The following is a 14608-nucleotide window of genomic DNA, read 5'->3' as shown; positions in this document are numbered from 1 at the left end:
ACTTTTGCTACAAGTCTTAGCTCATATTTTGGAAAAAGCTTAGATTCTTAGCTTTTTTAAAAATATGGGCTTTAGACTTGTCAAAAGTATTTATAGTGCTGGAAGAATGTAAATATATCCCGGAGCATAAGTTAAGTGTCGACCATGTTTCTCAGAATGCGAGTTAACTACCTATTTTAAATGATTTTTTTTAAGTTTCTTTAAAGCCTTCTTAGACCCTCTTTCTATATCCCTTTCAAGCTTTCTTTCTTTGAAGCTAACAAATAATTGATTTAAATCATATTCTTCTGGATATAGCTCCGAAGCTTTAATTTCTAATTTTAATCTTTTGTAATTTATATCAACAAATTCTTTATTAAACAAAATAGTTACATTATTATATATATCCTTTTCTTTGTAAACAATAGCACTTTCGTTCTTATCCAGCCAAAGAACCTTATCTCCCACAGCAAATTCATAACTTTCATCTTTGTCTTTTTGAATATCTTTTTCCTTAATAACCTTGCTGTCCCTTATTAATTCATAATTATAATTCTTACTTTCTATATACCTAATAGTTCTTTCAATTATATTATCTGAAATACCCATTTTCTTTGATATATAAAGAGCATTACTATCTCCTGTCTTTCCTATATTAAGCTTATATAATGGATCTAAAGTGTCACATCTAAATTCCATAGCTGCATTTTCAAAGTCTGGATGCTGCTCTGAAAAATTTTTAATCTCTCCATAATGGGTTGTCGCTATTGTTATACAGCCTTTATGATATACTTCCTCTAAAATAGCTATTGCTAAAGCTGCACCTTCATTTGGTTCTGTTCCACTGCCAATTTCATCAAATAGCAATAATGTTGACTTATTACTTTCTTTTATTATATATGCTAAGTTTTTCACATGGGATGAAAAAGTACTTAAAGCATTTTCTAGGCTCTGATTATCCCCTATATCTACAAATATTTTGTTAAATACAGCAATTTCTGTGCCTTCTTTAGCTTTTATATGAAACCCTGATTGAACTGCAAGATTTAACATTCCTAAAGTTTTTAATACTATAGTTTTTCCTCCTGCATTAGGTCCTGTGATTATTAATGATCTATAATCCTTTCCTATTTCAAAATCTAAAGGTACTCCATTTTTAATTAAAGGATAGCTTCCTTTAACTATTTTTATATAACCATGCTCATTTAGTTTAGGCTTTATTCCTTCTATGTCACTACTATATTTTGCTTTCGCCCAAATCATATCATACTCAGCTATTACATCAATATTAATTTTAATTTCTTTTATTTTTTCATATAACATCTCTGTTAAAGTAGCTAATATTTTATATTCCTCCATAGCTTCTTCAACCTTTAATGTTGCGAGTTCAGAAGTATATCTAGCTACCACATCTGGTTCTATAAATACTGTACTGCCCTTTAATGAAGTTTCAATAACTTTACCCTGAACTTGATTTTTAAAGGCAGCTTTTATAGGTATCGTATATTTTCCATTTCTTTGACTTATAAAAGACTCTTGTATATGCTCTTTATTTATAGGATTTTTCAGGAATTTTTCAAGTTTTTCTTTTATTTGACCTTCGCATGCGTCAATTTGCTTTCTTATTTTTTTAAGTTCTTTTGAAGCATTTGAAGCTACTCTATTTCCAGATATTGATATATCTATTTCCTCTTCTATATAACTTAAATCTGTTAAATTTAAGCTATACGAACTTAAAGTAGGAGCATAACCTTCCTTATCCTTCATAAATAATTTAAGTTTTCTGCATCCTCTTAAAAAGTTCTCCATTATACTTAAATCCTCTGGGTCTAAAGCTGCACCCTTTTCCATTTTATCTATAAGTGGATTTACATTAAATATCCCATCAAAAGGTATATGATAAGAAGCATCTAAAAGTGCCCTTCCTTCAGAGGTTTCACCTAACCTTCTATTTACTACCTTTATATTTGTACTTGGCTCTAGTTTATCTATTAAGGCTTTACCCAAACCACTTGCACAATATCCTTTTACTATTTCCTTTAATTCATAATAATGTAGTTTTTCTAATGTTGTATTATCCATTTTTAAATTCCTTCCTCAACTTTATTCAAGCCGACGAAACCTAGATAGATTTCACAGTATTGGTTATAAAATAAAAAAGCCATGGATACTCCACAGCTTTAATTGCAAACCTAATAAAGGGTACTAAAACCCTAAGTAGTTTCGTGGACTTGTATCTATAAATAGTAATTAATTCTACAACAATTAAAGGTATTACCCCCTTAATTTTAGAATTAATATTAAGTTAACTATTTAAGATACTAAACACTCACAAAATTACCTCTCTTTTTTTGAAATCTATCTATATGTTAAATATTATATACCAAAATATATATTTTATCAACTCCATTTAAAAATCTCATTTATTTATTATATAGTTCATTGTTTCTAATTCTAAAACTTTTATAGCGATTATCTCATAATAGTCAAAATGCGACAGGCCCAACAACTTCCACTAATGCTTGGAACTCTGTTTATATTGTTTTGGAGAACAGCCTTTATACTTTTTAAACATTTTGCTAAACTGAGCATAATCCTGATAACCAACTAATGCTGCTAAATCTGACAATTGTACATTCTCTTTATTTATAATTTCTGCTGCTCTATTTATACGAAATTTAACCAAATACTCTGGAAAACTACAGCCGACTTCTTTTTTAAACAGACTACTTAAATGACCTCTGGATACATGGGCAACTTTAGCTAAGTCTAGAAAGGAAACATCATTCATATAAATATATTGAACATCAATTGGTGTTTTTACAGGTCCACCATGTATTAATTTAATTATATTCGGATTTAACTCATTACATTTATTAAATATCTTTTCAGTTTTAACCTTTGCTGCTTCTAAGGAAAAAACCTTTTTTGGCTCCAAGTAGCCCTCCTCCAGTTAAACCTAAATGCACACAAATTACATCAGCTCCTGCATCAATCATTTGCTCTGCCTGTATTTCATTAAATACAAAAGCAACTGTAAACATATTCTTTTTATGAGCTATTCTTATTGCTTCTACTTCAGTTAAGTAATTACATCCATGCTCCTCAAGAGCTTCACCAAACTTACCATCTACAATTCCCAGCGTAGGGTAATTATTAATACCTGAAAAGCCCATGTTTTTTATTTTATCTATGTAAGCTTTCATAATTTTAAAGACCTCTTAACGAAACTTTTATGATTATCATTCTCCATTTTTGCATAAAATCCTTTTATTTTAATAATTTCTCTTTTAAACAACCTCAAAATTCATAAACAATTATACCTATAACTATAGTCCTTATCTGCTATAGATACTCAAAACATACAATTTATGATAAAAATTAAAATATGCTTTCTATTACTTGAGTTAAAACTATAATTCCGCTACTATTAATATTATAAGGTCTGTATTATTGTAATTTTTAAAAATACTTATAAGTCAAAAATACTTTATTAACTGTAGAAGTTCTACAGATTCAAGGGGGATATCTAATGAAGATAAAATCATTAAAACTTGTTTATTTCTCACCTACCGGAACAACAAAGGCTATCATTCAAGGTGTTGCACGTGGAATTAGTCATGGAGCTGTGGAGTTGATTGACATTACCAAAGCAAATGCAAGAAAACAGCAATTACAGACATTAGAAAATGAATTACTTATTGTTGCAGTACCGGTTTATATGGGAAGAGTTCCTGCGCTTTTAAATGAATGGCTGCATACGATTAAAGCTCATAATACACCTGCTGTATGTATCGCCGTTTATGGTAATCGTGAGTATGACGATGCACTGCTTGAACTTAAAGATACTTTAATAGAATGTGGATGTATACCAATCGCAGGTGCAGCATATATTGGAGAACATTCCTTTTCTACTCCAGAAATGCCAATAGCCGAAGCCCGTCCTGATGCAAGTGACTTAAATCACGCAGAATTATTTGGGCGTAAAATAAATGAAAAGCTATTATCTATTTCATCATTGGATCAAAGCTATGATATAAAGATACCTGGCAATTATCCCTATGGAGGAATTACCAAGGTATGGAGTGTTGATTTTATAGCAATTAATAATAACTGTACACAATGTGGGATTTGTTCAGAAGTGTGTCCTGTTGATGCTATTGATTCAAAAAATAGTAATTCAATTGATAATGAGAAATGCATAACCTGTTGTGCCTGTATCAAGAATTGTCCACAAAATGCCCGAACAATAAAAGACAGTCCAGTTAAAGACGTTGCAATACGACTAAATAAATTGTATAAAGAGCGAAAGGAGCCTGTGTTCTTTTTTTAAATTACTTTTATCCTCAATAATGAAAAAATACTAAAGCCAGTTGTCATAGCTACTATTTTTATTAACTATAAAATTTAAAACTATAGGGTGCTAACACCCTATAGTTTTAAAGAAGTTATCTTTTTCATTTATATTATAATAATTTGCTAAAACTGAAGTAAAAAGACTTTTTACAAAACGTCTTGGTCTTAAAATAAAATTAATCCTATTCGGCAAGCTCGTCAAGGGATTTTCCTTTAGTCTCCTTTTTCACTAGAAAAATAGCCGCTAATAGACCTAAAACTGCTGGAATAGCATAAAACATAAAGGATAATGCATATCCTTTTCCCATCCCAATGACTATACCAGCGATAATTGGCGCACTCGCTCCACCAATTCGACCAAATGCATGGCACCAAGACACACCGGTATTTCTGAATTCTGTTGGATACGCCTCTGCCATTAGAGGTTGTATCGCTGTAATTGAATAATTTACAGCAAACCCTAAGAAAATACATGCGGCTAGAATAGCACTAAAACCACCGCCTATGTTTGCCATAATGACAACAGAAATGGCAGCAACAGAAAAGGATATCATAAGATTCTTTTTTCGGCCAACCACTTCAGCCACAAAGCCAGTAGAACAATTAGCAATTACAGCAGCTGCATTTTGAGCTATTGCCAGTCCATATGCCGAAGACATATTTAAACCCTTTTCTAACATCAATGAAGGCAGCCAGGCATTGATACCATAAACAATAAAACAACCACAAAAATACATTATCCAAATACCAATAGTAATTCCAATATATCGTTTGGAGAAAAGTGCTTTTGGTCCAGCTTGTCTAGATGGCGGCGGAATAACTAATGCTTTAGGATCCCATTCAGTAGCTTTACCCGTTGCAATAAATTCAATATTTTGAAGAGCTTTAACCGCTTTTTCCCTATATCCTTTATTAGCTAACCAATAAGCTGATTCAGGCATTTTAAAGTACAAGTAAATGGAATATAAGAATGGAATACCTCCAATCAAGTAACAAATCCTCCATCCAAACACAGGAACAACAGCCGTAGCAACTAGACCGGCAATTACCCAACCAACAATCATCCATGCCATTCCAAAGGTTATAAAAATAGCTCGTTTATTTGTGGGCGTAGATTCAGAATAAGTAGTGGTTACAACAGGAATACATGCTCCTAGTCCCACTCCAGCAAGTATACGGAAAAGTGCAAAAGTCGTAAAGCTATTAGAAAAATATATTGGAATATTTAGAAGAGAATATAATCCAATAGCAATCACTAACGTCTTCCGTCTTCCAATTTTATCAGAGATAATGCCTGAGAATGCACCTCCTAAAATTAAACCAATCAAGCTCCAAGAAGACAAGCTACCTTTAGCTACTGCACTTAAGCCCCACTCTTTAGCTATTTGCGGCATTGTATAGGATACAATCATATAATCATAGCCATCAAACACCATAGCAAATCCAAGAAGAAAAAAGATTTTCCAGGTAAACTTGGTAACACCAAAGGAATCCATTACTTCAGATATACTGAAATTTTTCATCATGTAATTCTCCTTTCAATTAATAAATCTGCATAATAAGCTTTTTGGTAATACACTCTGCTATATAAAATCCATTGTATGATCAACGAAGTAAAAGATAATGGGAAAAACACTTAAATGAACAGAAACTTTTAGATATGATTTAGTAGCTTTCAAAATTATATATCTACTCATCCATATGATGTTATGCATATACTACAAATTAGAAATCCTTTTCATAAAAACTATCAATTAGACTTTTTTATAAATTAAGTTTTAGGGGTAACTATATATAATTCTGAAATTTACTATGTTTAATTTGTACACAATATTATTACTAATTGTAAAGCAAATCTTGCCATTTGTAAACTATAAACATGTTATAATTTACATAATCAGAGGAACTTAATAATTTTTCAGATACAAGGATGGCAAATCTATTTAAATGGAATGGCTGATTAACAAGCATTGTTATTGGAATATTTTATCTTAAATAGAAAAACATGTATTTGACATAAAAAAAACAAATGATATAATTACATATAATAAAGTCTTTGGAGGATAAGATTATGAAAAATATCATTGGAAAGGGAATAAGCGGAAAATATTATTTCTATTATAGCTGGAGCTATCTTTATTTTAGCGCTGGTTACTTTTTCTGCAAAAAAATATTTGTTCCAATTTTCAATGAGTTTAATAAATCGAATTTTATTTCGTATAGAAATGTTCTATGCGTATAACACTATAGATTTGATTTTACAATAAGGCTCATTAGAGCCTTATTTTTTTACCTAATTTTGTACAAGGTATATACATTTATATTAAGAACTTTATAGCGCAAAAAGTTTTTAATTACATAAATAGAAACTTATATCATATGTGGATCGTATACGCCCGCGGTATTATCAACAGTTAACTATAACATAAAACTAAAAAACAAATTAAAATTATTATCTATTCAATGAAGTGCTCTGAGTTCCATAGACGATTTGAACTTATAAATGCACTAAAGAAAGGAATTAAAAATATGAGTATAAAATTTATAAAAAAAATCCCCACAGCACGAGAAATTAGGGAAGAAATGCCCCTTCCAAATCATATTAAGGAAATTAAAAAAAATAGAGATATGGAAATAAGAAAAGTCTTTCAAAATGAAGAAGACAAATTTCTTCTTATAATAGGACCATGCTCTGCAGATAGCGAAGATTCTGTTTGTGAATACATTGGAAAGCTTGCAAAAGTTCAAGAAAAAGTAAAAGATTCTATTATTATTATACCTAGAATATATACAAATAAACCAAGAACTACTGGTGAGGGATATAAAGGAATGGCTCATCAACCAGATCTAGAAAAAGAGCCAAATTTAGTCAAAGGCATAAAGTCAATTAGAAAACTTCACATAAAGGCATTAAGTGAATATTATATGCCTGCTGCTGATGAAATGCTATATCCTGAAAATTACTCCTATCTTGCAGATCTTTTAGGATATCATGCTGTTGGAGCTCGTTCAGTAGAAAATCAGCAGCATAGATTTACTGTAAGTGGTGTTGATTTTCCTGTAGGAATGAAAAATCCTACCAGTGGCGATATCCATGTAATGCTAAATTCTATTAAAGCGGCACAGCTTGAGCACTCTTTTATATATAATGGTTATGAGATTAAAACAAGTGGAAATCCTCTTGCTCACGCTGTTTTAAGAGGTGCAGTAGATTCTTACGGCAGAAACATTCCAAATTATCATTATGAAAATTTAACGTCTCTTGCTAAAGAATATGAAAATAAACAACTATTAAATCCTTCTATTATTGTAGACACAAATCATTCAAATTCAATGAAACTTCATAAAGAACAACCAAGAATTGCAAGAGAAGTCTTAGCAAGTAGAAAATATAATTCTATACTAAAGAAAATGATTAAGGGACTTATGATTGAAAGCTACCTTGTAGAAGGTAACCAAGATGTAAATGGTAATGTTTATGGTAAATCCATAACAGACCCATGCCTAGGCTGGGAGGATACTGAAAATTTAATTTATTATATTGCTGAAAATGTGTAAAGTTAAATTAGTAATACCAGTTTTCTAAACAATTACAGGGTGCTGCTAACACCCTGTAGTTGAATTTATCACTTCTATAGATACCCACACTAGGCATTTAACATATCCCGGAGTGTAAATCAACTTTCGGCCGTGGACATCTATTTTTATCTGCGTTTTATACCAAAAATATGAATTATTGCTGCGATTATCTGAAAAATTATTCCAATACCACATACTCCAATCCATCCAAACAATCCCCAGAAAAATGTCCCCAGCCATGAACCTAGTGCACCACCCAATACGATAAACAATTTGCCATCCTAGAATTGACCCTATAATTCCACTAAATACACGTGATAATAATATACCAATTAGTAATCCGCTCATTACACTCCCAATTACCTTACCTCTTTCTGCTGGTTTTGCTAGATGTGCAGCTAACGGTACAATCAACATTGGAGTAATCGAAGTCAACCCAACTATCAGAGAACTGAATAATAGCCACCATATATTTAAAGATACAGATATAGAAAGCAGCGCCATTGCTGAGCAAAATAGCATTGTTATTATTAAACGTCTACGTTCTTTAATATCTCCCAATGGAACCAGAAAAATCAATCCTATTGCATATCCAATTTGAATCAGCATAGCTGCAGTTCCAATTATAAACGATGATACATTGAAGAATCTGGAAATCTGTTCTAGTAAAGGTTGAGAGTAATACAAATTAGCTGCGCAAGCAATTGACATTAGTGAAATTAGAAAAGGACTTAATTCAAATTTTTTCGTTATTGTAAGTGTATTTTCTATTCAAAATTTGCTGCTATCTTCTATTATTGTTGAAACATTAGACTATAATTACAAACAAAATAAAAAGAAGGATCTCCTTATAATCCAGAGATTCTCCCTTATACTCATTGTATAATATTTCCCCATTCCCACCCTCATACAATTTATAAACCAACACGCGGTAATAACAATTAAAATTACACTATAAAGGAATTTCCAAATCCCATAACAATTAACGGCTTACTTGTAATAATGCCCAGAGCCGGCCGCTCGGATGAGACTTTAGCTTCCAACTTTCCCTGTTGGCGGGTTGTGCTCGCTTTTACAAAATGTACTACCTATCTATAGCTGCTAGTTTTCAATTAAGTCTGATGACCAATTTTTTTCTTGTATCTTAAAATCAAGTTCTCTGTACCTTTTTGATAATTCATCCTTTTGTTTTTGTATTTCAGCTATATTTATATTACTTACAAATTTAACCTCTGACCGTGAATATCTATCGTATTTAACTGCAGCCTTTTCTATTAATTCTTCCAATACATCCCGCTCCATGCTAATAGCATCCTTCTCAGCCAACGCCTCTAAAATTGATTTTTGATCATCGAAGTTAGTTAAGCAGTTAGTTCTGTTAATCTTTTTTACCAGGACAGTTAATTCTTGTATAGTACTATTCAGTTCTTTAAACAGTAACTTTGGATCTTCTGGCGCCTTTTCTCCATCCTGTACTTTTGCAGATCTTTCTAGCCTCTGCTTTAGCTGCGATATCTTTCTTTGACAGTCCGCTCTCAAAACCAATGCCTCTGCCAATCTCATCTTTATCACCTCTTATACAAACTTTAAACTGTAATCTCTAGCGCTATAATTATAGTATAAATTGCTTTCGTAAATACTTACAGACAAAAAGTTTGCAATGTTTATTTGTATATATCAGATTTCCATATCTGATAATATCAGCAACTCCCATTCATACACTTCAACTCTAAACAACCCTCTTTCAATTATGGGATCTTTTTTTGCAATTATTTTTGCCGTTTCTAAATCCTTTGCCTTGAACATAATCATGCCACCTGAAGCATTCTTAAAGCCTCCTCCAACAAAATATCTCTCAGCAGCAACACCCTTTAGATATTCTATATGGTCTTGGAAGTCTCTTGAAGTGACCTCTGTTTCATTATTTTTATAGTCTATTCTTACAAATAACTTATCGCCTTTTTTCATATTAATTATTCCTCTATTTTTTTCATTAGCCATGCTAAATTTTGTGCAAATCTTTTAATATAGGATTTACCTTTTTCATCCTTTATTATTTTTTTGTAATTCTAAATCTAATATCGATAACAACAAATCTGTATTACCATCTTTTCTTGGAGACCCTGAAATTATCACCATTCCCTTAATTGATCCCTCCTCAAATTATACTTTTAACTATTTCAACAAATAATTTTTCAAACCTTAAAATACAAAATTGTATGAGACAAATTGTCATAGGAAGTTACCTTCCATATCTATATTATATTTACTTCTTTATTGCTTCTACTACCTTTAACTTCATAGAGTGCATTGTCTTGTTATCTGTATATTCTTAAATTCATTTTCTTATTCTAACTATTTGTCCTTTATTTATCTGCTGTAATATTTTTGTCGAAATTTTTGTTAATGAATACGGTGAACCTCCGCCAGTGTAAATAAGATCATTTTCCATGACCTTAGGGTCAATTAAAAATATTCCTTCATATCCGAATGATGGTACTCCTCCGCATATGTATCCAGTCTTATCCAGTATCTCTTCAGGGGTTGCAATTTTAGGAGTTTCTATATTTAATGCTTTTGCTACCCTTGATGTACTTACCCTATCTTCTCCTCTAACAATACCAACAATGAGATTACCCCCGTTATCTATTAAACATATACTCTTTACAATCTCTTTTGGAGATGCATTAGCGGCAGATGCTGCCTCTTCTACAGTGTGGCAAGTACTCTCATAAATATATTGCTCTGCATCTATGTTATTCTCCATCATATACTTTTTCAATTTTTCTTCAAATTCTTTCAATTTTATCACTCCATTTCCATTTTAAATATGTTTACTACACCTTACATCAAAATATATAGAAATTATAACACATTTGTAATATTATTACACAACTATTTATAATAGACTGTGACAACGATTTCTTCAAAAATATACACAAAAAAATTTGCACTGATATTTCTATCAGTGCTAGTTATGTGTTGTCCTCAAATAGATTTTACATTTTTATAATAACACTATATTGTATAATTAATATTTAGTTTATATTAACATCTTGTTAAAAATAGAAGGGGCTGTCCACTATATAGAATAACCGCCAAAAGTTAACTTTCTGGTGAATTTTTTATAGTGCAATAGCCCCTTTATTCCGCATTCCCCCTTTCTTGACTCTTAAACTATTTTCTTTCCTTGCTCTTTAAAAGTTCATGATAAAAATTAAGAGCTTCATCAAGATTTTGGCTAGCCTGTACTACTTTTGGATCTAGCAAATTTGACTGTTCATCAATTAAGTTGCACATAATTTTTCTTAATTCGTCAATCTTAATCAATAATTCTTCAATCTTATTCATGATTCCCCACCTCCTGTGGGAAATCATATCATACATTAAATTATAATATATTTTCATTGAAATATTACTCATATAATCTCTTATTTTCACTAAATTAAAATTTATAGTATCACTTCTAATGCCATGTGAATAACATATTATGTAACGTATAAAAATAAACTTTACTGCTAGATAACTAAAGTAGGAATGTTTTAACAAATCCAAATATAGAAACATAAAAAATACAGCCTATATCTAATTCTATGATTTACTTTTGGAATTAGATATAGGCTATATTCCTGCATCACTCTATAAATTTTTATTTTCCAGTAGCAACCGAAATCACGGCTTTTATATTTTCAACCTTGTCATTTGGAGGTATTGAACCTCCACTGGATAGTATGAAACCTGGTTCCATATCCTTAATAAAGAGTGGGCTTATATAAGTTAAATGAGGTAGAATGAGAGAAGACAGCAAGAACCTCCTGCAGCTATTCATACAAATTTCTTCCAAAGTGGTTTTAGGTTAAATACTTGCTTACTTTGCTGCATAAAGGCTTTTTAACTTATTTACATTACATGATATTTTATACTTTTCACTCCTGCTTCCTCTACAACATCTACCTTATATATTAAAACCGTATCTCCTTAGGAGATTTAAGCTTCAATAAACAAGTTTCTTAGTCAAATAGACCTTCACGGAAAGATTTGATGAACTTTCTTGAAAATCTATCTTGTCCAAGTAATGCCTGCGATGCAATTAAAGCAGCTCTCATTTCTTTGTTTGTCGGATCTAATATATAAGAATCCATTCCTCTTGCCATAGTTTGTACCATGAATAATCTGTTAAGTACCTTTCTTGCTGGCAAGCTGTAAGATATATTACTTAATCCACAAGTAGTATGTACTCCTGGATGTCCCTCCATAATTTGTTGTATTGCTTTTAATACTTCTATTCCATTCTTTTCTCCTGCACTTATTGGCTTTATAAGTGGATCTATATATATATCGTCTAAGTTAACTCCTTCTGCAGTTAACTTTGTTATTATAGAATGAGCAATTCGTATTCTATCTTCATTTGTCTTAGGCATACCACCATCATCTATACATAATGCTACGATTTTAGCGTTAAACTCTTTTACTAGAGGCAATACTGCATTCCATCTTGGAGTTTCATCTGTTATGGAATTAATCATTGGTTTAGCATTTGTAGCTTTCTTTAATCCTGCTCTTAAAGCTACTGGATTGGGACTATCTATACATAATGGCAGGTTAGTTGCTTGAAGTATGTTATCAATTAACCATTCCATAGTCTCTACTTCAGTTTCTATGCATGTACCACAGTTTACATCTATATATGTTGCTCCTGCTTCTTCCTGTACTTTTGCAATTTGCTGTATATACTCACCATCTTTTTTCAGAGCAGCTTCACGTATTGCTTTTCTACTTGTGTTTATTAATTCTCCAATAATCAACAATTATTTTCCCCCCTAATACTTTCGTAATAATTTACATATAAATATTCATTTTCATATACTTCTCCAAATTTTAATTTTATAGACAAAATATTTTAAAACAATCTGCATATTTAAGAAATACACATCAATGTAACCCATTGTATTTTGTCTTTTCATGTTATATAATCAATTTATCATAAATTTTTACATATATCATTGTAGAAATTTCAGAAAATTCGATTGTGTTTTTGGAACTTTTTACAATGATCAGAATTATAGGTGATTTATATGAGTATACCTCTTAGTGAAATTGTAGATTATATTATTGAGTTAAGTCCTAAATTATATGTTTTTAAAAAAGAATTTTCTTGTATTTATTCTGTTGAATTGTTTAACAAAAACCATAGACTATTCCAACAAGATTTCCTTTACATAGGAAATGCTTCAGACTTGCTTGAAATTCCTTTTAAAGATATTCCAACAAACGTATTGTGCATTGCTGACATCCCTCTTTCTGATGAGTATATACACCATCTAGATTCAAATATTATAATAGTTACTAAAAGTATAGATATCATCCAAATTTTAAATGAAATAAGATCTCTTCTAATGATACATCGTCATTATATTCAAAGCTCATTAAAATTAATGAATATACTGCTCTCTGATGGTAGTCTTCAAGATATTATGAACATAGGTTATAAAATTCTTGGAAACCCATTGTTTTTACATGATATTAGCTTTAAGGTACTTGGATATACTCAAGGTGTTTCTGTGGATGATCCATTTTGGCAACAAATCACAAGCGTTGATTATTTTACAGATACAGAGATTACAATAATAATCGAGCAAGGAAATTTAGATAAATTATACAAAAGCAATTTTCCAATATTCGTTAAAACCAAAGCATCTCCACGCCAATGGATAGTAGCTAAAATTGTAATAGATGGCAACGTATTTGGACATCTCTCAACATTAGAATATGAAAAGCAGTTTCAGGAAAGTGATATTAAACTTATGTCTCTTATATCTGATGTAATTTCTTCTGCACTTAAAAGAAATTCTGTATTCTATTCCAGCAAGGGAAAGAGATATGAATATTTCATTGTAGATTTATTAGAAGAGAAAGAACAAAGTCGTGAAGTTATTAAACAAAGATTGAAATACATGGATTTGAATTTTGAAGAAAACCTATATGTCATTACAGTTAGTCCTACTCAGAAAAGTAATGAATATATCCCTCATCCTTACATGTTAGATATTTTCAACAATCTAGTTTATAGTGGCAAGTCTCTAATTTACCACAATAACTTTGTAATTGTCTTCAGCTCTAAAAGCGAAACTCTATCTGAAGATTATCTTAATAACCTCTCTGTATTTTTAGAAAAACAGCAGCTGGTTGGAGGGTTAAGTCATTGCTTTCATGATATTGCAGATATACATGAATATTATCTGCAAGCTATTAAATCAATTGAACTTGGCATACGAATGAATGGTAAAAAAACTATTTATGCATATGGCGATTATTCATTATATCATCTCATAGATATAGCCTCAGAACACAAAGATTTAAAGAATTTCCTTAATCCTTCATTGATTGCTCTTATAAATTATGATTGTAAAAATAATGCAAGCTATTCAGAAAGTCTGTATGCTTATCTTTCAAACGGAAATAGCATCGCGGCGGCAGCACATGCATTAAATATTCACCGCAATACAATGGACTATCGTATTAATAAAATTGCAGAGATTATGAATTTAAATTTAAACAATCCGGATGTTACTTTAAACCTTTATCTTTCATATAAAATATTAAAGTTTGCTGAAACCTCAAAATAAAAGCTGTTGCACTAATTTCTTAGTACAGCAGCTTCTTTTTCTTTTACAACAAAAAATTCCTATCATAA

Annotated in this window: 12 protein-coding genes and 2 pseudogenes; 4 read left to right on the top strand and 10 right to left on the bottom strand. The window is 30.9% G+C overall.

Annotated features, from left to right (window positions below; all coding sequences use genetic code 11):
• Nucleotides 1–171: 171 nt before the first annotated feature.
• The gene (locus I6U48_RS22135) at nucleotides 172–2061 is read right to left on the bottom strand and encodes an endonuclease MutS2 (RefSeq protein ID WP_218322657.1); all 1890 of its coding nucleotides are present in this window, start codon (nucleotides 2059–2061) and stop codon (nucleotides 172–174) included.
• A 433-nt stretch (nucleotides 2062–2494) separates the two neighbouring features.
• Nucleotides 2495–3191 (bottom strand): annotated as a pseudogene (locus I6U48_RS22130) (phosphoenolpyruvate hydrolase family protein); the annotation flags it as partial.
• A gap of 320 nt (nucleotides 3192–3511) precedes the next feature.
• On the opposite strand from I6U48_RS22130, the gene I6U48_RS22125 reads away from it, so the two are divergent.
• The gene (locus tag I6U48_RS22125) at nucleotides 3512–4312 is read left to right on the top strand and encodes an EFR1 family ferrodoxin (RefSeq protein WP_218322656.1); all 801 of its coding nucleotides are present in this window, start codon (nucleotides 3512–3514) and stop codon (nucleotides 4310–4312) included.
• A 90-nt stretch (nucleotides 4313–4402) separates the two neighbouring features.
• Here I6U48_RS22125 and I6U48_RS22120 read toward each other — a convergent pair whose 3' ends face one another.
• Nucleotides 4403–4528, bottom strand: a complete 126-nt coding sequence (locus tag I6U48_RS22120; protein ID WP_281421846.1) for an AAA family ATPase — start codon at nucleotides 4526–4528, stop codon at nucleotides 4403–4405.
• On the bottom strand, nucleotides 4518–5858 hold the full coding sequence (locus I6U48_RS22115; protein WP_218322655.1) for an MFS transporter: 1341 nt from the start codon (nucleotides 5856–5858) through the stop codon (nucleotides 4518–4520). The genes I6U48_RS22120 and I6U48_RS22115 overlap by 11 nt, the downstream gene beginning before the upstream one ends.
• Before the next feature lie 548 nt (nucleotides 5859–6406).
• On the opposite strand from I6U48_RS22115, the gene I6U48_RS22110 reads away from it, so the two are divergent.
• A complete protein-coding gene (locus tag I6U48_RS22110) occupies nucleotides 6407–6577 on the top strand; it encodes a hypothetical protein (protein WP_218322654.1) in 171 nt (56 codons plus the stop codon).
• Between the two features lie 200 nt (nucleotides 6578–6777).
• Entirely contained in the window at nucleotides 6778–7893 is a 1116-nt protein-coding gene (locus I6U48_RS22105) for a 3-deoxy-7-phosphoheptulonate synthase (RefSeq protein ID WP_312891113.1), read from the top strand.
• Between the two features lie 279 nt (nucleotides 7894–8172).
• Here I6U48_RS22105 and I6U48_RS22100 read toward each other — a convergent pair.
• The 6 genes and pseudogenes from I6U48_RS22100 to I6U48_RS22075 all read right to left on the bottom strand — a co-directional run.
• Nucleotides 8173–8685, bottom strand: a pseudogene (locus I6U48_RS22100) (MFS transporter); the annotation flags it as partial.
• A 330-nt stretch (nucleotides 8686–9015) separates the two neighbouring features.
• Complete coding sequence (locus I6U48_RS22095; protein ID WP_218322652.1) at nucleotides 9016–9477, bottom strand: DIP1984 family protein; 462 nt, start codon at nucleotides 9475–9477, stop codon at nucleotides 9016–9018.
• Between the two features lie 114 nt (nucleotides 9478–9591).
• Nucleotides 9592–9882 carry a YciI family protein gene (locus I6U48_RS22090; RefSeq protein WP_218322651.1) on the bottom strand — a complete coding sequence of 97 codons (291 nt, stop codon included), beginning with the start codon at nucleotides 9880–9882 and terminating at the stop codon, nucleotides 9592–9594.
• A 370-nt stretch (nucleotides 9883–10252) separates the two neighbouring features.
• The gene (locus tag I6U48_RS22085; protein WP_246615498.1) at nucleotides 10253–10717 is read right to left on the bottom strand and encodes an aminoacyl-tRNA deacylase; all 465 of its coding nucleotides are present in this window, start codon (nucleotides 10715–10717) and stop codon (nucleotides 10253–10255) included.
• A gap of 374 nt (nucleotides 10718–11091) precedes the next feature.
• Nucleotides 11092–11265, bottom strand: a complete 174-nt coding sequence (locus tag I6U48_RS22080; RefSeq protein ID WP_218322650.1) for an aspartyl-phosphate phosphatase Spo0E family protein — start codon at nucleotides 11263–11265, stop codon at nucleotides 11092–11094.
• A gap of 659 nt (nucleotides 11266–11924) precedes the next feature.
• Nucleotides 11925–12722, bottom strand: a complete 798-nt coding sequence (locus I6U48_RS22075; RefSeq protein WP_218322649.1) for a methyltetrahydrofolate cobalamin methyltransferase — start codon at nucleotides 12720–12722, stop codon at nucleotides 11925–11927.
• A gap of 267 nt (nucleotides 12723–12989) precedes the next feature.
• On the opposite strand from I6U48_RS22075, the gene I6U48_RS22070 reads away from it, so the two are divergent.
• Nucleotides 12990–14540: a PucR family transcriptional regulator gene (locus I6U48_RS22070; RefSeq protein WP_218322648.1), complete on the top strand. Its 1551-nt coding sequence runs from the start codon at nucleotides 12990–12992 to the stop codon at nucleotides 14538–14540.
• Nucleotides 14541–14608 lie beyond the last annotated feature (68 nt).

It is taken from the genome of Clostridium thailandense, assembly GCF_019207025.1.
In the GTDB taxonomy this organism is placed as follows: domain Bacteria; phylum Bacillota; class Clostridia; order Clostridiales; family Clostridiaceae; genus Clostridium_AM; species Clostridium_AM thailandense.
This window is presented reverse-complemented; position numbering and strand designations above follow the sequence as displayed.

Coding starts and splice junctions, on each gene's coding strand:
- I6U48_RS22135 (WP_218322657.1), bottom strand. CDS start 2,061: ATGGATAATACAACATTAGAAAAACTACATTATTATGAATTAAAGGAA.
- I6U48_RS22125 (WP_218322656.1), top strand. CDS start 3,512: ATGAAGATAAAATCATTAAAACTTGTTTATTTCTCACCTACCGGAACA.
- I6U48_RS22115 (WP_218322655.1), bottom strand. CDS start 5,858: ATGAAAAATTTCAGTATATCTGAAGTAATGGATTCCTTTGGTGTTACC.
- I6U48_RS22110 (WP_218322654.1), top strand. CDS start 6,407: ATGAAAAATATCATTGGAAAGGGAATAAGCGGAAAATATTATTTCTAT.
- I6U48_RS22095 (WP_218322652.1), bottom strand. CDS start 9,477: ATGAGATTGGCAGAGGCATTGGTTTTGAGAGCGGACTGTCAAAGAAAG.
- I6U48_RS22090 (WP_218322651.1), bottom strand. CDS start 9,882: ATGAAAAAAGGCGATAAGTTATTTGTAAGAATAGACTATAAAAATAAT.
- I6U48_RS22080 (WP_218322650.1), bottom strand. CDS start 11,265: ATGAATAAGATTGAAGAATTATTGATTAAGATTGACGAATTAAGAAAA.
- I6U48_RS22070 (WP_218322648.1), top strand. CDS start 12,990: ATGAGTATACCTCTTAGTGAAATTGTAGATTATATTATTGAGTTAAGT.